Annotated in this window: 25 protein-coding genes; 15 read left to right on the forward strand and 10 right to left on the reverse strand. The window is 43.5% G+C overall.

Annotated features, from left to right (window positions below; translation table 11 throughout):
- Nucleotides 1–487: 487 nt before the first annotated feature.
- On the forward strand, nt 488–910 hold the full coding sequence (locus SNE26_RS23605) for a hypothetical protein (RefSeq protein WP_321556317.1): 423 nt from the start codon (nt 488–490) through the stop codon (nt 908–910).
- A gap of 188 nt (nt 911–1098) precedes the next feature.
- Here SNE26_RS23605 and infB read toward each other — a convergent pair whose 3' ends face one another.
- From infB to SNE26_RS23630, 5 genes are all read right to left on the reverse strand, one after another.
- A complete protein-coding gene (gene infB, locus SNE26_RS23610; protein WP_321556318.1) occupies nt 1099–4227 on the reverse strand; it encodes a translation initiation factor IF-2 in 3129 nt (1042 codons plus the stop codon).
- A 61-nt stretch (nt 4228–4288) separates the two neighbouring features.
- Nucleotides 4289–5524, reverse strand: a complete 1236-nt coding sequence (gene nusA / locus SNE26_RS23615; protein ID WP_090532515.1) for a transcription termination factor NusA — start codon at nt 5522–5524, stop codon at nt 4289–4291.
- Nucleotides 5525–5527: 3 nt separating this feature from the next.
- Entirely contained in the window at nt 5528–5992 is a 465-nt protein-coding gene (rimP, locus tag SNE26_RS23620) for a ribosome assembly cofactor RimP (protein ID WP_321556319.1), read from the reverse strand.
- 126 nt (nt 5993–6118) lie between these two features.
- Complete coding sequence (locus tag SNE26_RS23625; RefSeq protein WP_321556320.1) at nt 6119–6544, reverse strand: hypothetical protein; 426 nt, start codon at nt 6542–6544, stop codon at nt 6119–6121.
- Between the two features lie 25 nt (nt 6545–6569).
- Nucleotides 6570–8930, reverse strand: coding sequence for a prolyl oligopeptidase family serine peptidase (locus SNE26_RS23630; protein ID WP_321556321.1), 2361 nt, complete (start codon nt 8928–8930; stop codon nt 6570–6572).
- A gap of 71 nt (nt 8931–9001) precedes the next feature.
- On the opposite strand from SNE26_RS23630, the gene SNE26_RS23635 reads away from it, so the two are divergent.
- Together SNE26_RS23635 and SNE26_RS23640 are read left to right on the forward strand one after the other, a co-directional pair.
- A complete protein-coding gene (locus SNE26_RS23635; protein WP_321556322.1) occupies nt 9002–9547 on the forward strand; it encodes a GNAT family protein in 546 nt (181 codons plus the stop codon).
- A gap of 143 nt (nt 9548–9690) precedes the next feature.
- Nucleotides 9691–9882, forward strand: coding sequence for a hypothetical protein (locus SNE26_RS23640; RefSeq protein WP_321556323.1), 192 nt, complete (start codon nt 9691–9693; stop codon nt 9880–9882).
- 7 nt (nt 9883–9889) lie between these two features.
- On the opposite strand, the gene SNE26_RS23645 is transcribed toward SNE26_RS23640, so the two are convergent.
- Nucleotides 9890–10384: a GNAT family N-acetyltransferase gene (locus tag SNE26_RS23645; RefSeq protein WP_321556324.1), complete on the reverse strand. Its 495-nt coding sequence runs from the start codon at nt 10382–10384 to the stop codon at nt 9890–9892.
- Between the two features lie 111 nt (nt 10385–10495).
- Nucleotides 10496–11746, reverse strand: coding sequence for a peptidase T (pepT, locus tag SNE26_RS23650; protein WP_321556325.1), 1251 nt, complete (start codon nt 11744–11746; stop codon nt 10496–10498).
- Between the two features lie 78 nt (nt 11747–11824).
- On the opposite strand from pepT, the gene SNE26_RS23655 reads away from it, so the two are divergent.
- The 5 genes from SNE26_RS23655 (at nt 11825) to SNE26_RS23675 (ending at nt 15790) form a co-directional block, all read left to right on the forward strand.
- Nucleotides 11825–12574 carry a hypothetical protein gene (locus SNE26_RS23655; protein ID WP_321556326.1) on the forward strand — a complete coding sequence of 250 codons (750 nt, stop codon included), beginning with the start codon at nt 11825–11827 and terminating at the stop codon, nt 12572–12574.
- A complete protein-coding gene (locus SNE26_RS23660; protein ID WP_321556327.1) occupies nt 12574–12927 on the forward strand; it encodes an MmcQ/YjbR family DNA-binding protein in 354 nt (117 codons plus the stop codon). Before SNE26_RS23655 ends, SNE26_RS23660 begins: the two co-directional genes overlap by 1 nt.
- 18 nt (nt 12928–12945) lie before the next feature.
- On the forward strand, nt 12946–13347 hold the full coding sequence (locus tag SNE26_RS23665; protein WP_321556328.1) for a ribonuclease E inhibitor RraB: 402 nt from the start codon (nt 12946–12948) through the stop codon (nt 13345–13347).
- 64 nt (nt 13348–13411) lie between these two features.
- A complete protein-coding gene (locus SNE26_RS23670; protein WP_321556329.1) occupies nt 13412–15157 on the forward strand; it encodes a M14 family zinc carboxypeptidase in 1746 nt (581 codons plus the stop codon).
- Nucleotides 15158–15790 (forward strand): rhomboid family intramembrane serine protease, encoded by a 633-nt coding sequence (locus tag SNE26_RS23675; RefSeq protein ID WP_321556330.1) that lies wholly within the window; start codon nt 15158–15160, stop codon nt 15788–15790. It abuts the gene before it with no gap.
- Here SNE26_RS23675 and SNE26_RS23680 read toward each other — a convergent pair.
- Nucleotides 15756–16772, reverse strand: a complete 1017-nt coding sequence (locus SNE26_RS23680; protein WP_321556331.1) for a hypothetical protein — start codon at nt 16770–16772, stop codon at nt 15756–15758. The two genes, SNE26_RS23675 and SNE26_RS23680, sit on opposite strands and share 35 nt — an antisense overlap.
- Before the next feature lie 27 nt (nt 16773–16799).
- Here SNE26_RS23680 and SNE26_RS23685 point away from each other — a divergent pair, with 27 nt between their 5' ends.
- The 4 genes from SNE26_RS23685 (at nt 16800) to SNE26_RS23700 (ending at nt 19307) form a co-directional block, all read left to right on the forward strand.
- A complete protein-coding gene (locus SNE26_RS23685; protein ID WP_321556332.1) occupies nt 16800–17810 on the forward strand; it encodes a dipeptide epimerase in 1011 nt (336 codons plus the stop codon).
- Between the two features lie 111 nt (nt 17811–17921).
- On the forward strand, nt 17922–18107 hold the full coding sequence (locus tag SNE26_RS23690; RefSeq protein WP_091169309.1) for a CsbD family protein: 186 nt from the start codon (nt 17922–17924) through the stop codon (nt 18105–18107).
- A 184-nt stretch (nt 18108–18291) separates the two neighbouring features.
- Nucleotides 18292–18984 (forward strand): hypothetical protein, encoded by a 693-nt coding sequence (locus tag SNE26_RS23695; RefSeq protein ID WP_321556333.1) that lies wholly within the window; start codon nt 18292–18294, stop codon nt 18982–18984.
- A 137-nt stretch (nt 18985–19121) separates the two neighbouring features.
- Complete coding sequence (locus SNE26_RS23700) at nt 19122–19307, forward strand: CsbD family protein (protein ID WP_091169309.1); 186 nt, start codon at nt 19122–19124, stop codon at nt 19305–19307.
- A 68-nt stretch (nt 19308–19375) separates the two neighbouring features.
- Here the strand turns inward: SNE26_RS23700 and SNE26_RS23705 are convergent, their stop codons facing one another.
- The gene (locus SNE26_RS23705) at nt 19376–19885 is read right to left on the reverse strand and encodes a hypothetical protein (RefSeq protein ID WP_321556334.1); all 510 of its coding nucleotides are present in this window, start codon (nt 19883–19885) and stop codon (nt 19376–19378) included.
- Nucleotides 19882–21105, reverse strand: a complete 1224-nt coding sequence (locus SNE26_RS23710; RefSeq protein ID WP_321556335.1) for an ATP-binding protein — start codon at nt 21103–21105, stop codon at nt 19882–19884. The genes SNE26_RS23705 and SNE26_RS23710 overlap by 4 nt, the downstream gene beginning before the upstream one ends.
- Before the next feature lie 100 nt (nt 21106–21205).
- Here SNE26_RS23710 and surE point away from each other — a divergent pair, with 100 nt between their 5' ends.
- The 3 genes from surE to lpxB are packed head-to-tail and all read left to right on the forward strand — an operon-like array spanning nt 21206 to nt 23387.
- Nucleotides 21206–21979, forward strand: coding sequence for a 5'/3'-nucleotidase SurE (gene surE, locus SNE26_RS23715; RefSeq protein ID WP_121232695.1), 774 nt, complete (start codon nt 21206–21208; stop codon nt 21977–21979).
- Between the two features lie 2 nt (nt 21980–21981).
- Nucleotides 21982–22245, forward strand: coding sequence for a hypothetical protein (locus SNE26_RS23720; protein WP_321556336.1), 264 nt, complete (start codon nt 21982–21984; stop codon nt 22243–22245).
- 2 nt (nt 22246–22247) lie between these two features.
- Nucleotides 22248–23387, forward strand: coding sequence for a lipid-A-disaccharide synthase (gene lpxB / locus SNE26_RS23725; protein WP_321556337.1), 1140 nt, complete (start codon nt 22248–22250; stop codon nt 23385–23387).
- Nucleotides 23388–23474: the final 87 nt, after the last annotated feature.

Here is a 23474-nt window from a genome sequence, read left to right on the forward strand (position 1 = left end):
TCAATGCTATTCCCGCGTTGCTGTTCACACTTTTAAAGTGTGAACGGCTGGCGTTTTTTCTTAAAAATTCACAATTGATAATCAGGTACTTATAATTTTTTAAAATCTCAAATAAACCACGATGAACAAATTGTCGCTGATAATCAATAGATTGCGAAATTTCGTTTCCAAAAGTTGAACACCCTGTTTTTGAAAATTGAACACTGACAAAATATTGCCGGTAACTTCAACCTGAAATAAAGAAAGCATGCTGTTTGTGCGCTTTATACACTGACGGTATTAATTCTCTTTTCATGACTTATAAAAAGAGAAGCAAATTAAGCTGAAAGCTTAACCCATTTTAGGACGAAGTTACGCTATCGCTAAACTTCGACCAGTTCCTGTTACGACCCATAATTATCTTCCATAAATATTGAACAATAAAATGCCCCCACTAATCACCAAACTTTAGTTAACTTGAAAGGCCAAACCATTAACTTCTTTGCTTATGCCATCAGACTTGAATCCTATTCAAAAACTTGATAAAGTTCTATTTTTTATAAAGTATGAAAATAGATTTTTAGAAAGGCCGCCAATTGATGTATTTTATGACAAGTGCGCAAATAATTCAGAAAAAAAAGAGTTACCACTTATACTTGAAAAACTTGAAAAAGATGGCCTAATAAGCAAGTCCCAAATTCATCCACAACAATTCATGTACAGAATAACTTTTGATGGATGGGTTTACATTGGGTATGAACGCAAAGCAAAATTAGAAGATGAGATGGCTAGTCGAATTCTAAAGAGTGATAAGCGACTTTTTGTAGCAACTGCTTCCGCTGCCATTGTCGGATTATTGGTCCTACTTTGGTATGTATTTGCTTGGCGTTGCCCACATCCTTCTGATTGCTTTTGTGGCTTAAATCCTTAAACAAATTAAGTATAATTCCTTACTGATCAAAGCTTAGCGATAGCGTAACTTCGATCAGTTCACCAGTTCCTGAACCAAGACTTACGAAGTTTAAAAAACTTCGTAAGTCTTCTTCCGATCAATAATGCCCAACAAAAAAGGGCTTACCCTTCTCCAGATAAGCCCTTCAATATTTAAAAGCTATTTAATTACAGCTTGCGTTTAACTTCTACGTTTTCGTAAGCTTCAACAATGTCGCCTACTTCAATGTTGTTAAAGTTGTTGATGTTCAAACCGCACTCGTAACCTGCGTTTACTTCTTTCACATCGTCTTTAAAGCGTTTCAGTGAGGCCAGTTCGCCGGTGTAGATCACCACACCATCGCGGATGATACGGATCTTGCTGTTACGGTTAATTTTACCGTCAAGTACCATACAACCTGCAATAGTACCCACCTTGCTGATCTTGAAGGTTTCGCGGATCTCAACGTTAGCCACGATCTTCTCTTCAAAGGTTGGTGCAAGCATACCCTCCATCGCCGCTTTGATCTCGTTGATCGCGTCGTAGATGATCGAGTACAGCCTGATATCGATCTGCTCGGCTTCGGCCAGTTTACGGGCACCGCCTGAAGGGCGTACCTGGAAACCAATGATGATTGCATCAGATGCCGATGCTAATAATACGTCTGATTCGGAGATCTGACCTACCGCTTTCGATATGATGTTCACCTGGATCTGCTCGGTTGACAGTTTCAGTAATGAATCTGACAAGGCCTCGATAGAACCATCCACGTCACCTTTAACAATGATGTTAAGCTCCTTGAAGTTACCCACTGCCAAACGGCGGCCGATCTCATCAAGCGTGATGTGTTTTTGTGTACGTAAGCCCTGTTCACGTTGTAATTGTAAGCGTTTGTTGGCAATTTCACGTGCTTCAACTTCACTTTCAAGCGCGTTGAACTTATCGCCTGCTGTTGGTGCACCCTGCATACCCAATACCTGTACCGGTGTTGAAGGCCCTGCCGAATCCACACGCTGGCCACGCTCATTGGTTAACGCTTTTACACGACCGCTGTAGCAGCCTGCCAGTATCGGATCACCTACTTTTAAGCGGCCTGCCTGTACCAGGATGGTGGTAACAATACCACGACCTTTATCTAAAGCTGCCTCAATAACAGTACCTACGGCACGTTTGTTAGGGTTAGCTTTCAGTTCAAGCAGTTCGGCCTCAAGTAATACTTTTTCCAATAGCAGATCGACATTTAAGCCGGTTTTGGCCGAAATTTCCTGCGACTGGTATTTACCGCCCCACTCTTCAACCAAAATATTCATGGCCGAAAGTTGTTCCCTTACTTTATCGGCATTGGCGCCCGGCTTATCAATTTTGTTAAAGGCGAAGATGATTGGTGCGCCTGCAGCCTGTGCGTGGTTTATGGCCTCGCGGGTTTGCGGCATCACGCTGTCATCGGCAGCTATCACTATAATTACAATATCTGTAACCTGTGCACCCCTGGCACGCATCGCGGTAAACGCTTCGTGACCCGGTGTATCCAGGAAGGTGATCTTTCCTTTATTATCAGGTAATGTTACTTCGTAAGCACCAATATGCTGGGTTATACCACCCGCTTCGCCGCCTATTACGTTGGTTTTACGTATAAAGTCGAGCAATGAGGTTTTACCGTGGTCAACGTGGCCCATGATGGTTACGATTGGTGCACGTGTTACCAGGTCGGCCGGATCATCAATCTGGTCAAGGTTGGCTTCCTCATCCTGCGGTTTCACAAATTCAACCTGGTAGCCAAATTCATCGGCCACAATTGAAAGTGTTTCGGCATCAAGCCTTTGGTTAATGGAAACGAACATCCCCAGGCTCATACAGGTTGAAATGATCTGCGTTACAGATACATCCATCATACTTGCCAGCTCGTTTGCAGTTACGAACTCGGTAACCTTCAATACTTTTGATTGAAGTTCCTGTTCCATTGCCAGCTCTTCGGCACTTGCAGCAACATCATCACGTTTTTGACGACGGAATTTAGCACGCTGCGCAAACTTGCCCGACTTACCTGCGCCGCTTAAGCGTGCAAGTGTAGCCTTGATCTGGTCTTGTATATCCTTTTCTGAAGGTTCTTCTTTAGGGCCGCTGTTTTGAGGAACATGGGTATTACGGTTGTTCCTGAAATCCGGACGGTTACCACCGCCATGACCACCCTGGCCCTGGCCTGGTCCGCTGTTTCCGGGTGCACCGTGTGTACGGTTCCTGAAATCCGGGCGGTTAGGGTTAATGGTACCACCACCACCTGGCTGCTGGCCTTGTTGCGGATGATTACCACCACCGCCTTGCTGGCCATGCGGATGGTTACCACCACCACCGCCTTGCTGCGGATTGCCCTGGTTATCTTTACGCTTACGTTTGCGTTTATGATCGGCCGAGTTATTATTTGAATTTGATGATGAAGCTACCGGGTTGCGTTTTGGGGCGTTAACCGGCAACTGGATCTTACCAATAATGTTTGGCCCTGTTAAACGCTCAGCTTTAGCGCGGATCACATCCGGCTCCTGGCTTTCATCAGCTGCCGGTGCAGCCGGAGTTTCGGGAGCAGCCGGAGGTGTTGCAACCGGTGCTTTTTCAACAACAGGCGCTTTTGGCTCTTCAGCTTTAGGCGCTTCGGCAACCGGCGGTGCAACAGGGGCTGCCGGTTTTGGTGCCTCAACCTTTGGTGGTTCGGGCGCGGCAGGAGCTACTGGCGCTGGCGCTTCAGCTTTTGGCTCGGCAGGCGCCGGGGCCGGTGTTGGCGCAGGTGCCTGTGCAACTGGCTCGGGTTGTTTAACAACTTCCACTGGTTTTTCCTCAGGCTTCTCCGCCTGTGGCTGTGGCTTAGCATTCAGGTTGTTAAGGTCAATTTTTCCAACTACCTTAACACCAGGTAATACGTCATTGCGCTCATCAGAACGTGCAGGGGCTTGTGCTGCCGGAGCAGGCTCGGCCGGTTTTGGTTTTTCAACCTGCGGCTGTGCAAAGTGCCCTGTGTTTTTGATCAGTATCTCTTCGTTCTCAAAATCGCGCGAACGGCGGTTCTCAACCGGCTTTTCAGGAAACTGTGCAGCAGGCTCTTCTTTCCTTATCTTTCCGATACTGATCTGCTTAGCTTCCTCCTTAATACTTTTGTCAACAGCAAATTCCTTTAACAGGGCATTGTACATGTCATTATCCAGCTTGGCCATAGGATGCTTGTCAACCTTGTATCCTTTGGTAGCTAAATAATCGACAAGGGTACCCATGCCAATGTTCAGTTCTTTTACTGCTTTAATTAATTTTATGGATTTGTCTTCTGACATTTAATATTACTTTCTCTGCTTATTTAGTGCAAAAATACGATTTTAATTTTGCTTATTCCGCTTATTCAAACTCCGCATTCAATATTGATAGCACTTCTTTTACTGTTTCTTCCTCTAAATCGGTACGTTTTACCAATTCTCCAACGGTTAAGGCCAGCACTGATTTTGCTGTATCTAAACCAATACGTTTAAATTCATCAATGATCCAGCCTTCAATCTCGTCAGAAAATTCTTCAATGTCCACATCCTCGTCATGCTCATCAGCTTCACGGTAAACATCAATTTCGTAGCCTGTCAATTTCCCTGCCAGCTTAATGTTGTGCCCGCCCCTGCCAATAGCTAATGATACCTGGTCGGGTTTTAAATACACAGCAGCTGTTTTTTTCTCATCATCTAATTTAATAGAAGTGATTTTGGCAGGTGATAACGCACGCTGAATATATAACTGAACGTTGTTGGTAAAGTTAATAACGTCGATATTTTCATTTTTTAACTCACGTACTATACCGTGGATCCGTGAACCTTTCATACCTACGCAGGCGCCAACCGGATCGATACGGTCGTCATACGATTCAACGGCAACTTTAGCACGCTCGCCCGGTTCGCGTACAATTTTCTTGATGGTAATTAAGCCATCAAAAATTTCCGGTACTTCAAGCTCAAACAAACGCTGTAAAAACTCGGGCGCTGTACGTGAAATGATGATCTTAGGGTTGCTGTTCAGCATATCTACCTTTGATACAACAGCTTTAACGCTGTCGCCTTTTTTAAAGTAGTCGGCCGGGATCTGCTCAGTTTTTGGCAGCAACAGCTCGTTACCTTCGTCATCCAATACCAGCGTTTCTTTTTTCCAAACCTGGTAAACCTCGCCGGTAACAATTTCGCCTACGCGGTCTTTATATTTTTTGAAGATCTCGTCTTTCTCTAATTCCAGGATTTTTGATACTAGCGTTTGGCGGGCGGCTAAAATAGCACGGCGGCCAAAGCTTTCTAAAGTGATCTGTTCAATATAATCATCACCAACTTCAAGGTCGGCGTCATACAGGTGTGCTTCGGCAAGTTCTATCTCCAGGTCGTCATCTTCGCTAAAGCCATCTTCCATAACTTTACGTGTGCGCCAGATCTCTAAGTCACCGTTGTCGGTGTTCACAATTACGTCGCAATTTTCGTCCGTACCGTACTTTTTCCTGATCATGCTCCTGAAAACGTCTTCCAGAACGCTCATCATGGTAGGGCGGTCAATGTTCTTGAAATCTTTAAATTCCTGAAAAGAATCAATTAAATTAATATTGCTCATTTTTTACTTAAATGATATTAAAACCTTTGTTTCTGTTATTTGGTCCATTGGGATAACGCTTTCAATAACCTGCGCTTTTTTCCCTTTTTCTTTTACTTTTTCTTCAATGGTGATGGCATCCTCTGTAAGGCCGGTCAATGTGCCTTCGCGCTTAGTGCCATCTTTCATTTTAATGCCCAGGTTACGGCCAACATTTTTGGCGTATTGCCTTGGCGACGATAGCGGGAAATCGATACCCGGCGATGAAACCTCCAGGTTATAAGCCGTTTCAATCACGTTTTCCTCTTCCAGGTGGAAACCTACATGCCTGCTTACCTGTACACATTCATCAATACCGATACCGTTATCGCCGTCAAGCAGGATGATCAGCTTCCCGTTCGAGTGCATTTTAATATCCACTATAAACAGGTTTGGCTTATCTGCTATCTTCTCTTCTACCAGTTCTTTTACCCTTTTTTCAATATTCATTACCCACCGGTGTTTTTGACAGAATAATTTTGATTGATAAAATAAAAGAGGGGACTAATTGCCCCCTCTTTTATTAACGGTTGCAAATATAATCAAAATTATTAAATTTTCAAGCATCAAGGTAGTTTATTGCTTAAAAATCAAATCTGTATAGTGCAGCGTTCCGGGTTTGCTGCGGCTTTTTATCAAATCGGTCAATGTGCCACCTGCACTAAAATCATAGTAACGAAAAAAATACGTTTGTTGTGCGCTGAAGGCTGTATCTGGTGTAAAAACAACTATGTTGTTATGAACGGTATAACGCCCCGGCTGTGCGGGCTGCAGGTTTCGCATGCTGGTATCGGCAGGCATGCGGTAAACGGCCATGAGTGTTTCCCAGGCCTTGGCCGATGAATCACGACTGATCTCGTTAATAATAGCCGGATCGAATCCGGTAATTTGCAGGGCTTTTCCGTTATTAATGGGGCTTATGGTTACTGATGTTTTGGTTGATGTTTCCGTGCAGCTGAACAAACTCATCAGCAAAAAACAAACTGGCAGGTATTTTTTCATCTTTTTACTTCTTACACTCGCGAACTTATTTCTTTAACGTACCCTCAAACAATTTATAAATCCGCTTATACTCATCCGTCCAACTGCTGGGCTGTTCAAAGCCGTGGTCTTCTACAGGGTACGAGGCCAGTTCCCAATTTTCTTTGTGCAGCTCTATCAGTTTTTGGGTTAGGCGGATAATATCCTGGTAGTTCACATTCTGATCTATCATACCATGCAGCATGAGCAGGTTGCCTTTTAAACCGTTGGCAAAATAAATTGGCGAGCTTTTGCGATAAGCCTGCTCATCAGTAAATGGCTCGTTGAGGATATTTGAGGTGTACTCGTGGTTATAATGTGCCCAGTCGGTAACGGAACGGATGGCACCGCCTGCTGCGAAAACATCCGGCTCGGTAAACATGCCCATCAGCGTGATGAAGCCACCGTACGAGCCGCCGTACAAACCAACATGCCTGGGGTTAACGCCATATTTTTCCACCAATAGCTTTACGCCGTCCACCTGGTCGCTAAGATCTTTGCCGCCCATATGACGGTAAATACCGGTGCGAAAATCCCTGCCGTAACCGGCACTTGCAGTATAGTCGATATCCAGAACAGTATAACCATTATCGGCCAGCATATTGTTGAACATGTATTCGCGGAAGTAGTAACTCCATGAATAAGTAACATTTTGCAGGTATCCGGCACCGTGCACAAAGACGACCGCAGGCTTTGCAGGATCCTGCTTTTTAGGCTGATACAACCGGGCATAAACATCAGTACCGTAACGGTTTTTAAAGCTGATGATCTCCGGATCGCGCCAGGGGTACGATAGGTATTCGGCCGAAACTGAATTGGTTACTTTTACCGCTTTTGCACCGGGTTTATTAGCCTGGATATATAACTCCCAGGGCCTGTTTGAATAAGAATAGCGGATAGCCAGCCATTTTTCATCGGGCGAAAGTGAAACTTCGTTGCCGCCCTTCATGCCGGTAATTTTAACCGGGGCACCACCGCTAACCGGGATCCTGTAAAAATGGGTAATACCCGGATGGTCAATGTTGGCGGTAAAATAAAACGTCTTTTTATCCTGGCTTAATTGCAAGGTTTGCACCTCCCACTTGCCGCTGGTAAGTTGTTTTTTAGTTCCGCTGGTTACATCAACCACATAAATATGCGAGTAGCCGCTGGTCTCGCTCTGGTAATAAAAATGAGTATCGTCGATAAAGCCTGCGTTTCCGGGATCATCAATGCCGGGGCCGCCAATCCATGCTTCGTCGCGCTGGCGGTCGAGCAGGCTTAATTTACCGGTTACCGGGTCTAAATGCATGATCCAGCAATCCTTATTATCCTGTGCCGAGATAATGACCACCGCGTTGCTGCCGCTTTGGTTCCATAAAACGCCGTCGATGTTTACCTGCCTGTCGGCGTTTTCCTTTTGACTGGCTTTTAATTCTTCAGGATAATCTTTTAAATAGTCGGGCAGGTCTTTAATGCCGGGGATCTCTGAGGTAATGACCGGGTAAACAGCCTCACGGCGCTTATCGTAAATGAAAGTTTCAGATGTTGACGACGGACGGCCAACTTTTGAACGGTTAGGAATATCCTCGGTAAAGCCCGATGCGGTAACATAGTTGGGCACAACAGCATTTTGCACACCATCGGCACGTTTGGTAAGGCGATAGGTGATAAACCTGCCATCCGGACTGATCTGTACAGCGCTCAGTCTTTTATCACCAAAGGCTATCTCTTTCAGTTTGTCGGGCTTAAGCAATGCTGTTTCTGTCGAATCCTTTTTATTGTCCTTCGCTTCTTTTTTGATGATCTCAAACAACTCAAGCTGTTGTTTTTTGAGCCATTGCTCCTGCCCGTTGGGTTTATCCTTACTTTTTTTATCGCTTGCTGCCCGCACAAAATTGGTTAGCTGTACCAGGCTGCCGCTATTCAGATTAATGGAGAAAAGGTTATTATCTTCTTTATAAATGATCTTTGTTTCATCGCCGCTGAAAACCGGGCTGTCTTCCTGCGCTACAGTGTTAGTTAACCGGCTGGTTTTGTTAGCTTTTACATCGTATAAAAATAAATCGCCGTTTTTACTGAATACCTTTTGGCTATGTTTTTTGTTCCACCCGCCGTTATCGGCTGCCAGATCGCGCTGTTCGGCGATACTAACTTTTTGTACCCTGTTATCGCCGGGGCTAACTGAATATAACCGGGTATCGCCCGAAGCATCATCATCCCATTTAAACCAGATCTTTTTACTATCGTTAGCCCAGCGGATATTGGAGGGCGAAACCCCGATCCATTTAGGGTCGCGCATAATTTTTTCGATGGTAAGGGTATCCAGCTTTTGGGCAAAGGCGCCCGTTGCCGGGATCAGGAACAATAAGCCTAACAGTTTTTTCATATCTCAATAAAAGCATGCAATTTAACAGTTTGGCTAATGATTGTTATTTTTAAGCATTTTATTGTTACAAAATGGAACTACAGGGCAACGGATTTTTATTGAGGGCATGGCAACCGGGCGATGAAGCATCACTTCAAAAGCATGCGGATAACCCAAAAGTATCAGCTTTTTTGCGCGACAGGTTCCCGTATCCCTATACCATGGAGGATGCCCTGTTTTGGGTAAACCTGGCCCAAAATCAGCAACCTTTAACCAACTTTGCCATAGTAGTTAATGGGGAAGCCTGCGGCGGCATAGGTGTTGAACTTTTTACTGATGAAAGCCGCATAGCCGCCGAAATAGGCTATTGGCTTGGCGAAGAACATTGGGGAAAAGGCGTAGCAACTGCAGCAGTAAAACTGGTAACCACTTATGCCTTTGAACATTTTTCCTTATTACGCTTAGAAGCCGGTGTTTATAATAAAAACACGGCATCCATACGGGTGCTTGAAAAAGCAGGCTATGTGAAAGAGGCTGTGCTACAAAGATCAGTTATTAAAAATGGCGAGGTGATGGATAAGCATATGTATGTTAGGTTTAAGGATGATGCGGGTGAAATGGCAGCTTTGTCATCCTGAGTAAGGAACATCTGCTATGCCAAATCAAAATTCTTTCTCGCAAAGACGCGAAGACGCAAAGGGGCTTTCTTAGCGGCTTAGCGCCTTTGCGAGATTATATTAAGACCAGGAAGTTTGACTATCTTTAATTTAATCAAAAGCAAATGACAACTAATGCACAAAAAATGGGTATGGATGAGTTAGAGGCAAAAGTGCTTGAGGGCATGAAAAGGGCGAACCGTAAACTGGTTGAAACAGCCGCAGCCAATGATGAAAGCCTCATCATAGGAGATAAAGACGGCAGCTTCAAAGCTGTACCCGCAAAAGAGCTTTTAAAAACCCTTTCCGCCAAATAATTATCACTTATAATTCCTTCCTCATTACATAATCGTTCATCCAGTATTTACCAATGGCTATATCCTCTTCATAAGCTATTGTAAACCCCATTTTTTCATAAAACGACTTGGCGTTGTTATGCCTGTTCACGTTAAGTTCCAGCGTTTGTTTACCGGCATCTTTAGTTTTTTGGGCCACCTCGTTAATCAGTACTTTTCCGTAGCCTTTGCCCTGGGTTTCGGGCAGGCAGTATAGCTTGTGCAGCTTATAAACCTCCGGATTTTCCTCGCGCGGAGAGTAGGCTGCAAATGCCACCGGATTGCTTTCTTCCTCCAGTAATAAATAAGTTTGCTGATTTTCCCTAATCTGTTCGCTGATCTTGTCTGCTGAATAGATCCCGCCCAGCATAAAAGCTATTTGTTCGTGTTCGAGGATGGGGCCATAGGTTACCCACCATGTTTTATCGGCAATATCCCGGATGGTTTCCACATCATTTACAGTGGCTGTACGTATTGTATACATCTTCAAATTTAGTTTCGTGTTAATTGTTTTGACAAAGTCGTAGTCTTAAGTTCTAAGTCAAAAAATGGACTTCTGACTTCGAACTTAAGACTAAGGGCTATCGACTTTATACTAACTTCTTTCCTCCCAGATCATACACAGGTGTAAAATAGTTTCGACTGCTTTCTGCATATCCTGTACTGATACCCACTCGTGCCGGCTATGAAAAGCATGTTCGCCCGCAAAGATATTTGGACAAGGCAAGCCCATAAACGACAGCCTTGAACCATCAGTACCGCCGCGGATACTGCACAACTTAGCAGTTAAACCTGTGCGGTTAATAGCCTCCATGGCATAATCAACAATTTGCGGATGCTGGTCGAGCACACCCTTCATATTGCGGTATTGCTGGCTCACGGCAATATCAAACGTTGAACCGGGAAATTTCGTTAATACCCCAGCAGCAGTTTGGCGGATAACCTCAACATGACCTGCAAGTTTGGCTTCATCAAAATCCCGGATAATAAAATCGATAGAAGCGGTTTCCACATGGCCTTCTATACCTACCGGGTGTACAAATCCCTCCATACCTTCGGTATACTCCGGCGAAAGTTCATCAGGCAGGGCGGCAATAATTTGCCCTGCAATTTTAATGGCGCTTTCCATTTTGCCCTTTGCAAACCCCGGATGGGAGCTTACTCCATTAATGGTAAGCCTGGCCCCATCTGCCGAAAAGGTTTCATTCTCCATATTACCCGCGCTTTCGCCATCCATCGTGTAAGCAGCAAAAGCGCCCAGCTTGGCAATATCCACATGGTCGACACCGTGGCCGACTTCCTCGTCGGGCGTAAACAGGATCCGGATATCGCCATGTTTTATTTCGGGATGGTTGATAAGCTGGTAGCAGGCATCCATAATTTCGGCTACGCCGGCTTTATTGTCTGCGCCGAGCAGGGTTGTGCCGCTGGCTGTTATTACATCGTTGCCAAGCTGGTTTTTCAGGTCGTCATGCTCGGCCATGCGGATCACCTGGGTGTGATCATCGGGCAATATTAAATCCTGTCCCTGGTAATTTTTATGTACTAAAGGTTTTACATTCTTTCCGCTGCAATCGGGAGCGGTATCCATATGCGAGCAGAAGCAAATTACAGGTATCTTTTTATCGGTATTTGACGGAATAGTAGCATAAACATAGCCATACTCATCCAAATGCGCATCGGCTACGCCAATAGCCAGCAGTTCATCAACCAGCAGCCGGCCAAGATCTTTTTGCTTTTCTGTTGACGGAAATGAAACCGAAGAGGGGTCTGATTGCGTATCAATGGTAACATAACGCAAAAAGCGTTCGGCTACTGTGAACTTAATGAATGAGCTGAAATTCATATAAAGCTTCTATATTAGTGAAAATTTAGGCGGCGGTTTACACTGCCTGCAATTGTAAATATTGATTAAAATTATACATTGAAAAAATATTTTCTACTTTTTGTTTTGGCTTGCGCCTCGTTTATGGCCAAAGCCCAAAGTGGTTACAACTATTATGAATGGGGGTTTGGCGGAGGTGTCAATTACGCACGCGGTCATGATGACCTTAAAAAGCAGGTTTGGCACCCGGGCGGCACACTTAACTTAACGTATAACTACAGCCCGTATGTGCCGATAGCCCTCGATTTTCATTTTGGCACAATTGAAGGCGGAGGGCTTACCCCTGATGTAGATCAATTTGGCCGTAAATCAAAAAATAGTTTCTTAGCACTTGCCCTTCGTGCTGATCTGCAAATGGGCGAAATTATTGATTACGATAATAGTAGTGTTTTAAACGTGCTTAAAAACTTTTATATAGGCTCGGGTATCGGTGCTATAAAAAACAAGATGACTTTTGTACAGCGTTCAAACCCGCCGGGATATGAAAACCATGGTGCGGTGGGTGTAACTGAAGGTTTTCAGGGAAAAGATAAAAGCATTAACCTGATGATACCACTAAGGTTTGGTTATGAATTTAAAATTTATGATGATTACGATCAGGTAGGTTATACTATAACCCTTGGCGTTCAGCACAGCTATGCTTTTGGCGAAGGACTTGACGGGTACAATGACAACCCTCAAAAATTTAAAAACAACGCGCCCGACCAGTTTGTTCAATATAGTATAGGGTTTAAATATAATTTTGGCAATACGGTATCCTATACCAAGCTGGTCCGAAACTTCAGATAATGAATATAGAAGAGCTGCGTGATTATTGTTTACAAAAACCGGGGGCCACTGAAGGCTTCCCTTTTGGCGAAGATACCCTTGTTTTTAAAATTGCCGAAAAGATATTTCTATTAACCGGCTTACAAACAGGTGACAGGTTCAATGTTAAATGCGACCCTGAATGGGCTGTTGAACTCCGCGAACGCCACCCTGAAGTGCAGCCGGGCTATCACATGAATAAAAAAATGTGGAACACCGTGCAAATGAACGGCTCCCTCACCCGCAAACAGCTCTGCGAAATGATTGATCACTCCTATAATGAAGTGGTTAAAAGTTTGCCGAAAAAAGTGCAGGCGGAGATAGCTGCATTATAAGCAAAACATAGTATCCTCATGGGCCTATTCAGTTTTTTCGGTAAAAGGGATAACGGACAATTTGTATCGGCAGAGGCGTTCGGGGAAAAATCGGCAATACAGCTTAATATGCTGCCGGAACTTATGGAAAAGCTCCGGGAGTTAAATGTTGACGAAGACAGAGAACTGATGCTTGAGTTTTTCTTTTATACCAATACACATCAAAAAGCCGGAGCATTTGCACAGGAACTATCCAGTTTAAATTACCAGGTAAAATACGGCGTTTCTGAAGGGGATAAAAAGCTCTTCATTATTACCGGATGGACAACCAAAGTAAAAATGAAAGATGCCGTGGTAGCAGCATGGATTAGCCAGATGTGTAACCTTGGATATAAATTCGATTGTGAGTTTGATGGTTGGGGTACCATGCCCGATCAGTAATATTATTGTGTACCTGCACGCCTAATTGGCATTCTTAAACTATATTTGAGCAACGTATTTACACATGAAGATAGTTTTCGCTGCCCTGATTGCCTGTTTCGTTGCCTTATCCGCCAAAGCCCAGCTTACCCCGTTTGAGCTAAGTAAGGATAAAAATTACACTGCTACCTACGCCCAGGTAATTGATTACTATCAAAAGCTTAACAAACTGTATCCGCAGCAAATGAGGCTGATCAACTATGGCACCACCGACGTTGGCAAACCATTAACACTTGTGGTACTTTCAAAAGATAAGGTGTTTGACCCGGCTACTATCAAAAAGCAAAACAAAAGGGTGCTGCTTATCAATAACGGCATTCATCCCGGCGAGCCGGAGGGCATTGATGCAAGCATGATGCTGGTGCGCGATATGCTGAAAAACAAAACACTTCCTAAAGATGTAGTGATCTGCCTGATTGCCCTGTATAATATCGACGGCAACCTTAACCGCGGGCAGAGCCGTGTAAGCCAGAACGGCCCATCGGCATATGGTTTCAGGGGTAACTATCGCAACCTTGATCTTAACCGCGATTTTATTAAAGCCGATAGCCGAAACGCTCTGGCTTTTACGCAGATCCTCACTGCCTGGAAGCCCGAGATCTTTTTAGATAACCATACCAGTGATGGCGCCGATTACCAGTACGTAATGACGCTTATTGAAACGCAAAAAGAAAAGCAAAACCCCATCCTGGCCGGGTATACTACCAAAACGCTTACCCCGTACCTGTACGATAAAATGAAAAAGAGCGGGTACGAGATGATCCCTTATGGTGCAGGTGAAGAAGGTTTGCCTGATTCGGGCATAGTAAGCTTTTTGGAAACCCCGCGCTTTGCTACCGGTTTTACCGCTCAGCATAACATCATCAGCTATATTACAGAAACACACATGCTCAAACCTTTTGATAAGCGCGTGTATGCCACTTATGATTTTATGCAGCACCTGATTGAAATTAACCAGCGCGATGCCAAACTGATAGGCGAACTGAAACGCAGGGCCGATGAGGAAATAACGCAGCAAAAAACCTTTGCTTTAAGCTGGGCGGTTGATAACATCAAGGTTGATACCATCACCTTTAAAGGTTATGAAGCCGGCTATAAAACCAGCGGGGTAAGCGGGTTGCCAAGGCTGTATTATGACCGTAACAAGCCCTATACCAAAACCATAAAATATTTTAACACCTATAAAATTACGGCCACCGCCGATAAGCCGGTTGCCTATGTAATTCCGCAGGCCTGGGGCAAAGTGATTGATTTGTTTAAGCTGAATGGTGTGCAAATGAAGCAGCTGGCACATGACACTACGCTTAACCTGCAAATGTATTACATCGCCGATCTGAAAACCCCGGCACGGCCTTTTGAAGGGCATTATCTGCATACCGGCGTAAAGCTGAACCCGGTTGATATGCCGGTTAAATTTTACAGCGGCGATTACGTGGTATATACTAATCAGCCAATAAACCGTTATATCGTGGAAACGCTGGAACCGCAGGGTGTTGATTCATTTTTTGCGTGGAACTTTTTTGATTCGGTGCTGGGCGAAAAGGAATATTTTTCGGATTATGTTTTTGAGGATATCGCTGCCGATCTGCTTAAAAAAGATCCGTCAATTAAACAAAAACTGGACGACGCTAAAGCGAAAGACCCGCAGCTGGCCAAAAATGCCGAAGCGCAACTGATGTTTGTTTACCGCAATTCGCCATATTTTGAAAAAACTTTTATGCGCTATCCTGTTGGCAGGCTTTTAACTAATACCAAACTCGACCTTAAATAAATGGAAATTATTCACACGGCCCCTGTGGCCAGCATCATTTTTGCAATAACCATCTTAACATCAATTTTAGCTTTTTCAAACAATAACCTTTATGGCCGCATGATGCTGCACCCTTATACCGTTTCGCGCGGAAAGGATATTCACACCATCATCACCAGCGGGCTTATTCACCGCGATTGGATGCACTTGTTTTTCAATATGCTGTCGTATTACTTTTTCGCTTTTGGGCTTGAACCGGTTATTGGGCATGCTCAGTTCGGCATATTGTATGTATTAAGCCTCATTCTTAGCGATATGCCTACTGTGGTCAAGCATAAAAACGATTACAATTACTATAGCCTTGGTGCATCGGGTGCGGTAAGCGCAGTAATTTTCAGTACAATTTTGTATGACCCGTGGAATAAGATATTCATTTTGCCTTTCCCTTTTGGGATATGGTTTTGGGCATTCGGTATTTTATACCTGGTGTACTGCCATTTTGCGTCAAAATACTCGCGCGATCAAATTAATCATGATGCGCACTTTTTCGGTGCGATAAGCGGGCTTATGATTACTATTGTGTTTCACCACGAGGTGCTGATGTATTTTATCAATAAAATTATTTCTGAAGCCCCAGCTCATCTAAATTTTTAAACTCACCATCAGCATTAAATAAAAAGCTCATGGGTTTTTCGGGGTTCTTGATGATCTCTAACAGCAGGAACCCCCAATTTTTCCAGAAGTTTTCCAGTACCTGTCCGTAGGTTTTGTTCATCCAATCATCAAACAGGGGTTTGCTGCTCGTGCCACGAAGGGGCAAGGCTTCCAATGATATAGTTTCGCCTATATTGAAAATATCATATTCGGGCAGGCGGTTAAACAAATAGGCCGAATAAAAGAACCTGGCGTTCAGTTCTTCAAACTGGATAGGGTGTAGGGTGTGACCTGCAATTTTATCCAGGGCATCTTTATGGTAACGGGCATTGGCGCCATTATCCTGCAGGCAAATGATCAAGCCAAAATCTTTGATGCGCAATGAAAACGTAAGCGTATTGATCTCATCTCGGTAGCCAAAAACGTTCTCTGCATTCTCAACCTTAAATAAAACGAGGCTGTATGGCTTAAAGCCATCAAATTCAACAGGCAGGTTAAGGCTTTGCAGCATCATGTGCAGGTTGTTGAATTTATGGATGATGGATTGAGAGATATTAAATTCCTCGCCCTGCGAATGCTGCAGTTTAATACCGGCCTGGATCTCGTTAAAAATTATTCCGTAAAGTAATTTGCCCGCCCACAGGAACAGTTTGTCTTCATTCAAAGCTTTTACGCCCTCGTAGCCAATATCAAATGCCGCGGCAATTTCGTTTTCAAGCGGTTCAAGGTATAACTCGTTAACTTCAGCGGTGCAAGGCAGCTTCAGGTCTTTATAAGTTGCCATACTTTCGTCAAGCAGTTTAAAAGGCTTGTCTTCCAGTTCGTAACGGCTCATGAGCCATTGCGGAAATACCTGGACCTGCTCCCCGGGCGAATTAAGGGTTTGCCCCGTAAGGAAACATTTATTGTTGCTGAAATTGAAATTGGTGAACGGTGAATAAATTTGTGCCGGCATGGCCGCAAAGATAAGCACGATTTTCATACTAAAATTTTAGCTTTGGTTTTTAACATGGAACTGACATATCAACCCTACGAGCTTCAGCTGAAGCATGCTTTTACAATAGCCAAATTTTCGCGTACCTCTACCCCGGTTATGCTGGTGCAGATCAGTCACGAAGGTAAAACCGGTTACGGCGAGGCCTCAATGGTGCCTTATATGGGCGAAAGCCATCAAAGTGCTACCGAATTTTTGAGTAAGGTTGATATCGGCCGGTTCAGCTATCCTTTTGATTTTGGAGCGGTCATCAATTACCTCGATAGCATTGCTGCAGGTAACCCCGCCATCAAAGCTGCTATCGATATCGCCCTGCATGACCTTGACGGTAAGTTGAAACAACAACCTTGTTGGCAGCTTTTGGGCAGTAAGCCGGTGCTGATGCCTGTTACCAGTTTTACTATCGGCATTGATACGCCCGAAATGATCATCAAAAAGGTAAAAGAGGCCGAAGGTTTTAAAGTGATCAAAGTAAAGCTGGGCCGCGATACGGATAAAGAACTGATTACTACTATCCGCTCTGTTACCGATGTGCCGCTTTACGTAGATGCCAACCAGGGCTGGACAGACCTGCAGCAAAGTCTTGATATGACCTATTGGCTGCACGAGCAAGGCGTGCAATTGATAGAACAGCCCATGCTCAAAACCGATCCCGACAGTAATGCCTGGCTCACCGAACGCAGTCCTATCCCCATCATCGGCGATGAAGCTGTTCAGCGTTTTGAAGATGTAGAGAAAGCCAATGGCGTTTATACCGGGATCAACATTAAGCTCATGAAATCGGCAGGTATGTATGAAGCCAAACAGATGATTGATAAAGCCCGCGAGCTTGACCTGAAGATCATGATAGGCTGTATGACCGAAACCAGCTGTGCCGCCCTTGCAGGTTTGGCCCTTGCCCCGCAAGCTGATTGGGTTGACCTCGATGGCCCTTTTTTAGTAAGCAATAACCCGTATCTGATGCCTGAATTTAGTGAGGGTAAATATATATTGAATGACGATGCCGGGTTGGGGTTGAGGTTTTAAAGAGCTTTTAGCTTTGGCATTCTGCTTTTAGCTTCTATATAAATCAAACATTCTTCAAACCATCTTTCCTCCTCATCCGTTATCCTGATACATCTAATAAATAAAAACATCATGGATAAATTAGAAATTAAAGGCGGATGGAACGAGCTGAAAGGGAAAATAAAACAAGCTTACGGCGACCTTACCGACGATGACCTTGCCTGGCAGGAAGGTAAAGACGATGAAACACTTGGCAAGCTTCAGAAAAAAACGGGCAAAACCCGCGATGAGCTGGTGAAGTGGATCAATAGTTTATAAAGATTGAAAAGCTCCGGAAACGGGGCTTTTCGCTGGGAGATGATAAGGGAAGAAAAGCGCTGAATGTGGAAATAGCTCACTTTGTCAACGGGAATTAACTTGTTAATTATAGTTAAATTAGCCATATAAGCTTTTAACAGTGCGTTTTTAATAGGATATTGTAGTAATTAACTATGAGCCTCTTATGAAAAGGGTATTGCTGTCGGTGCTTTTATCGGTTTTTTTGGGGATGGCTTTTGCTCAAAATACAGTATTAACAGATGGTATTATTTGCGAAAACGGGTCAAACAAACGTTTGGCAAATATTAAAATTGTTAACAAACGTACGCAAAGCCGTACAATAACTAACGATATTGGCGAGTTCAAAATAACGGCCAATCCGGGAGATACACTGGAGCTTTCAAATGATCTTTATGAAACAACGGAAGTTATAGCTGATGATTCACACACAACAATAGCATTCTTGAATAAAATAATAGGTCTAAAAGAAGTTGTGATAAAAGAAAACTCGTTGAAAAAAGACCTCGCCGAAACCCAGCATATTTATAGAAGCAAAGGGGTATTTTATACCGGGACGCCTCATTATTATTATCTCTTCCTTAAGCCAATGACCTTTATTTACGAGAACTTTAAAAGCGAGGTGATCAATGCAAGGAGATTTAAAAAAGCGGCGGTACGTGATCTTGAAGGGCAGGAGATAAACATGCGGTTTAATGAGCGGATTGTTCAAAATAATACTCCGCTCAATGACACACAAGCCGGAATTTTTGTGATCAAATATTGGCCTTCAATACAACAGGTACGAAGCTGGAGCGATTATGATATTGTTCAGTACATAAAACATTCGTACGAAGATTTTAAGAAAGAAGGAAAATAGGTGAAAGCTTAAACCGTTCTCTACATCCTCTTCCATTCTTCTTTTTCTTGAGTCCTGACTTTTGACTTCCTGCCGCTTCTTTTAAAACCATCCTCCCGTCCCATTCGTTACCCTGATACATCTAAATAAAAAACATCATGGATAAATTAGAAATTAAAGGCGGATGGAACGAGCTGAAAGGGAAAATCAAACAAGCTTACGGCGACCTTACCGACGACGACCTTGCCTGGCAGGAAGGCAAAGACGATGAAACACTTGGCAAGCTTCAGAAAAAAACGGGCAAAACCCGCGATGAGCTGGTGAAGTGGATCAATAGTTTATAAAGATTGAAAAGCTCCGGGAACGGGGCTTTTTTATTGGAAGAAATAGAAAAGCCCCCAATCTAAACCACTCATGCTATCTTGATCCTTGCCTCTATCCGCAATACATAGCCGGTTGTATCTAAAAAGTTCTCCATTCTCCTTGTTTGACTTTCTCTAAAACGTGGGCGTTCACTGTTTGCGATGTAGGCTTTTTTTATGGGATACTCCTCTGCATCGTCCGTCTTTTCAAACAGTTCAATTGCTGTTAATAACTGTTTTTCGGCGTCTTTAACCCATTCACTTCCATCTTGGTCACGCTCTTTCAATTCGATAAATGCAATAGTGTCGCCGTAGGTCAGGAAGCCATCACATCGTTTTGATTCTTTTCCATCAGGCCTTGGAGGGAATGGGATGCAATGATCAACAGCGGTGAATATAACTTCAGATAGATAGTCATTTTCAACAACTGCAATCCATTTAGCACCATTTTTTTCGTCGATATAGGCAGGGTTTGTAGCAGGAGATGGGTCATCACAGATCCCAAAAATCTTTAATTTAGAAGAGGTTTGGCATTGAGCCGGGAAGAAATCTACATTCATATGCCTTGTTGCAATTCAAGTAAACGGGCATACAATTCATTACTTTCACCCAATTCTTCATTCAACTTATTTTCGTCAGAAGGCATCCCCTTATAGCTTTCTAATTCTGTTATGGTGCCGTTCAACTCATCAAGCTCGTAAATAGCAAGATCGCCTTCTTTAATTGTTGATGATAAGGGAACAATCAATTCCAGTTCCTTCAATTGTTGTTGGTGCTTTATGTTCTTCTTTAAAAAATCCGCTTTTACCGCCAAAGTAAGATAATTGATCAAATAAGGACTGTGAGTAGTCATAACCAGGCCATTGTGATCGTGGAGATTATTATAATGAAGTAAACTATAAAGAATTTGTTGTTGCGATGTTGGAAAAAGATTTTGTTCGGGTTCTTCGACGATATTTAAAAAAGATGAATAGCGAAATCGAGAAGAAAGGCGCTCCAAATAAATGTCTTTTACGGGGCCGGATAAATTAGGATTTGACATGATTCGATCAATCTCTTGCCTGATTTTTTGCTCTTCCTTTAAACTCACTTCATTATTCTCTTCAATATTATTAGGGTTAATAATTATTTCGGTTAGGTATTTGGTGACGATAAAAAGAGGGACCAGTGACTGAAAGCCACTGGAAGCCCTGGAAAGGCGAAGCTTATAATCTGTGCCGACAATTGATGGCGATTGATTGAGCCGCTGATATTCAAATCGTACGTTATTAATCGGTAACTCCACCATATCCCTTAAATTTTCAGCGGCTTTTATAAATTCGTCCGAAAATGTATAAATAGTTCCCGGAAGCCCTTTTAAATTCCTGATGTTTCGTACAGCGCTAATAAAATTGCGTTCAGCGGGTACATACATGATCTTTGGTAGAAAGTATTGACTGTTGTCTGTCCAGTTTATGAAGCTCTTGCCTTCACGATAAACATAATGCATAGCATTGCCGCTATATTCTATGTGTGTATTTTCCTTGAAATAATCTTCAATATTCTGATATTTGCAGCGATTGATTAGATAGCCATCACGTACTGCATCCCTCTCCTTTAATTCACCCCTTACAAGCGCTTTTTCGATCCAACTAAATGTCGCAATCAATTTAGCTACTGTACTTTTTCCTGAACCCTGATTACCAATAAAGACTGTGACTTTGCGTATATCCATCCAGCCATCAGTGGATTTATAACCAGATTTTACAGGTCCGAAATTTCTTATAAGTATCTTACTCATGCTTTACGTTGAAACCCGAAATTACGAAATTTAGTTTTACAACAACCCTCCCTATCTATTATTACCCAACTACATTGTTGAGGATTGTTAACTTTGCCTGATGAAAGTTACCAAACCAACCATACTTGTTGTAAATGACGATGGTATTACCGCGCCGGGTATCAAAGCCCTGATGGATGCCATGGCCGAAATTGGCCGCGTTGTAGTAGTTGCTCCGGATAGCCCGCAATCGGGTATGGGGCATGCCATTACGATTGGCAAACCTTTACGGCTTGACCAGGTTGACATTTATGAAGGGATTGAAATGTATCGCTGTTCGGGTACACCGGTTGATTGTGTAAAGCTGGCTGTTAACAAGATTTTTAAAGGCCAAAAGCCTGATCTTTGCGTTTCGGGGATCAATCATGGTTTAAATAATTCCATCAATGTGTTGTATTCAGGTACCATGTCGGCAGCTGTTGAAGGCGCTATCGAGGGGATCCCATCGATAGGATTTTCGTTGGATGATTATACCTTACAGGCCGATTTTGAGCCCTGTATTAAGTTTGTAAAAGAATTGGCTTTGCAGGTTTTGGCCAACGGTTTACCGCAGGCCAGCTTATTGAACGTAAACTTCCCCAACACCAAACATATTAAAGGCATTAAAATTTGCAGGCAGGCAGCAGCCAAATGGGCCGAAGAATTTGATGAGCGTGTTGATCCGCATAAAAGGCCTTATTACTGGCTCACTGGTGTTTTTCAATTGAACGATGGCGGTGAGGACACCGATGTTTGGGCTTTGGAACAGGGTTATGCTTCGGTTGTGCCGGTGCAGTTTGATATGACTGCACACCACGTTATCCCTTATTTAAACAACTGGAAGTTCAACGTATAAGCATGCTTAGTAAAAACAATATATCCACGGGTTTATTACTGGGCGCTATACTGCCGGGAATAACGCTTTTTGTTTTTTGGTTCCTGTTTAAAAATCAGGTGGTATTTATGCACAAGCCAGGCATCCCATACTTTACAGCGTTTGCCATTAACCTGTTCATCATCCGTTATTTTTACGGCAAAGGGGCCGATAAAACCGGGAATGGCATTGCTATGATATCTTTTTTGTTTATGCTGGCTATATTCATTTTTAAACTGCAATCCTGATAATGAAATATTACCTGGTAGCCGGCGAGGCCTCCGGCGATTTGCACGGGGCTAATTTAATGAAAGCCCTCAAAGCGCTTGACCCACAGGCCGCTTTTCGTTTTTTTGGCGGCGACCTGATGCAGGCCGAAGGTGGTACACTGGTAAAGCACTACGCCGATATGGCCTTTATGGGTTTTGTGGAAGTGATTGCCAACTTGCAAACTATCCTCAAAAATATGAAGTCGTGCAAGCAGGATATTTCGGCCTATCAACCCGATGTGCTGATATTGATAGATTTTCCCGGCTTTAACCTCAAAATAGCTGAGTACGCCAAAGCACAGGGCCTTTTGGTTTGCTATTATATTTCGCCCAAGGTTTGGGCCTGGAACCAGAAGCGGGTGCTCAAGATCAAACGCATTGTTGACCACCTTTTTTGCATCCTCCCTTTCGAAGTGGCGTTCTATAAAGAATGGGGGATGAAGGTTGATTACGTAGGTAACCCATTGCTTGATGCCGTTTCGGCGTTTAATCCAGATCCTGATTTCCTGCAAAAAAATAATCTTACCGAAAAGAAAATTATAGCGCTGTTACCCGGCAGCCGAAAACAGGAGATCAGCAGATTATTGCCGGATATGATCGAGGCATCGATTAATTTCTCCGAATATCAGTTTGTAATTGCCGGGGCCCCCGCCTTTCAGGCTAATTACTACGCACCTTATTTAAACGGGGCGGAGATCCCCATTGTATTTAACGCTACTTATGACCTGTTAAATCAAGCGCATGCGGCTATTGTGGCTTCCGGCACTGCAACGCTTGAAACGGCACTGTTTAATGTACCGCAGGTAGTGGTTTACAAAGGAGGAAAATTAACTATCGCTATTGCCCGTGTGCTGGTAAAACTCAAATTTATCTCGCTGGTAAACCTGATCATGGATAAAGCTGTGGTAAAAGAACTGATCCAGGAAGAATGTACGGCTAACAAGATAAGCGAAGAGTTAAATCTGATTGTCAATAATGCAGCCTATCGCCAAACCATGCTTGATAACTATGATGAGCTTGATGTACGCATGGGACAACCCGGAGCATCGGCTAAAACGGCCGGGTTAATTGTTAAATTTACTCAGGAAGCAAAAAAGCAAAGTAAAATAGGAACTCTTTAAAGAAACGTCACGAGTAACCATCAGGGAAACCCTGAAAAAAAATGTGATGACGTGTAAAATATATTTTAGGGGTGGTGTGCAGGCCGC

It is taken from the genome of Mucilaginibacter sp. cycad4 (assembly GCF_034263275.1).
Taxonomy (GTDB): Bacteria; Bacteroidota; Bacteroidia; order Sphingobacteriales; family Sphingobacteriaceae; genus Mucilaginibacter.

What these genes read in the sequence shown, in the direction of transcription:
- SNE26_RS23660 (WP_321556327.1), top strand. Translation starts at nt 12,574, where the DNA reads ATGAATATAGAAGAGCTGCGTGATTATTGTTTACAAAAACCGGGGGCC.
- SNE26_RS23700 (WP_091169309.1), top strand. Translation starts at nt 19,122, where the DNA reads ATGGATAAATTAGAAATTAAAGGCGGATGGAACGAGCTGAAAGGGAAA.
- SNE26_RS23690 (WP_091169309.1), top strand. Translation starts at nt 17,922, where the DNA reads ATGGATAAATTAGAAATTAAAGGCGGATGGAACGAGCTGAAAGGGAAA.
- SNE26_RS23680 (WP_321556331.1), bottom strand. Translation starts at nt 16,772, where the DNA reads ATGAAAATCGTGCTTATCTTTGCGGCCATGCCGGCACAAATTTATTCA.
- SNE26_RS23710 (WP_321556335.1), bottom strand. Translation starts at nt 21,105, where the DNA reads ATGAGTAAGATACTTATAAGAAATTTCGGACCTGTAAAATCTGGTTAT.
- SNE26_RS23640 (WP_321556323.1), top strand. Translation starts at nt 9,691, where the DNA reads ATGACAACTAATGCACAAAAAATGGGTATGGATGAGTTAGAGGCAAAA.
- nusA (WP_090532515.1), bottom strand. Translation starts at nt 5,524, where the DNA reads ATGAGCAATATTAATTTAATTGATTCTTTTCAGGAATTTAAAGATTTC.
- infB (WP_321556318.1), bottom strand. Translation starts at nt 4,227, where the DNA reads ATGTCAGAAGACAAATCCATAAAATTAATTAAAGCAGTAAAAGAACTG.
- pepT (WP_321556325.1), bottom strand. Translation starts at nt 11,746, where the DNA reads ATGAATTTCAGCTCATTCATTAAGTTCACAGTAGCCGAACGCTTTTTG.
- SNE26_RS23630 (WP_321556321.1), bottom strand. Translation starts at nt 8,930, where the DNA reads ATGAAAAAACTGTTAGGCTTATTGTTCCTGATCCCGGCAACGGGCGCC.
- SNE26_RS23645 (WP_321556324.1), bottom strand. Translation starts at nt 10,384, where the DNA reads ATGTATACAATACGTACAGCCACTGTAAATGATGTGGAAACCATCCGG.
- SNE26_RS23685 (WP_321556332.1), top strand. Translation starts at nt 16,800, where the DNA reads ATGGAACTGACATATCAACCCTACGAGCTTCAGCTGAAGCATGCTTTT.
- lpxB (WP_321556337.1), top strand. Translation starts at nt 22,248, where the DNA reads ATGAAATATTACCTGGTAGCCGGCGAGGCCTCCGGCGATTTGCACGGG.
- SNE26_RS23605 (WP_321556317.1), top strand. Translation starts at nt 488, where the DNA reads ATGCCATCAGACTTGAATCCTATTCAAAAACTTGATAAAGTTCTATTT.
- SNE26_RS23635 (WP_321556322.1), top strand. Translation starts at nt 9,002, where the DNA reads ATGGAACTACAGGGCAACGGATTTTTATTGAGGGCATGGCAACCGGGC.
- surE (WP_121232695.1), top strand. Translation starts at nt 21,206, where the DNA reads ATGAAAGTTACCAAACCAACCATACTTGTTGTAAATGACGATGGTATT.
- SNE26_RS23670 (WP_321556329.1), top strand. Translation starts at nt 13,412, where the DNA reads ATGAAGATAGTTTTCGCTGCCCTGATTGCCTGTTTCGTTGCCTTATCC.
- SNE26_RS23720 (WP_321556336.1), top strand. Translation starts at nt 21,982, where the DNA reads ATGCTTAGTAAAAACAATATATCCACGGGTTTATTACTGGGCGCTATA.
- SNE26_RS23705 (WP_321556334.1), bottom strand. Translation starts at nt 19,885, where the DNA reads ATGAATGTAGATTTCTTCCCGGCTCAATGCCAAACCTCTTCTAAATTA.
- SNE26_RS23675 (WP_321556330.1), top strand. Translation starts at nt 15,158, where the DNA reads ATGGAAATTATTCACACGGCCCCTGTGGCCAGCATCATTTTTGCAATA.
- SNE26_RS23665 (WP_321556328.1), top strand. Translation starts at nt 12,946, where the DNA reads ATGGGCCTATTCAGTTTTTTCGGTAAAAGGGATAACGGACAATTTGTA.
- SNE26_RS23695 (WP_321556333.1), top strand. Translation starts at nt 18,292, where the DNA reads ATGAAAAGGGTATTGCTGTCGGTGCTTTTATCGGTTTTTTTGGGGATG.
- rimP (WP_321556319.1), bottom strand. Translation starts at nt 5,992, where the DNA reads ATGAATATTGAAAAAAGGGTAAAAGAACTGGTAGAAGAGAAGATAGCA.
- SNE26_RS23625 (WP_321556320.1), bottom strand. Translation starts at nt 6,544, where the DNA reads ATGAAAAAATACCTGCCAGTTTGTTTTTTGCTGATGAGTTTGTTCAGC.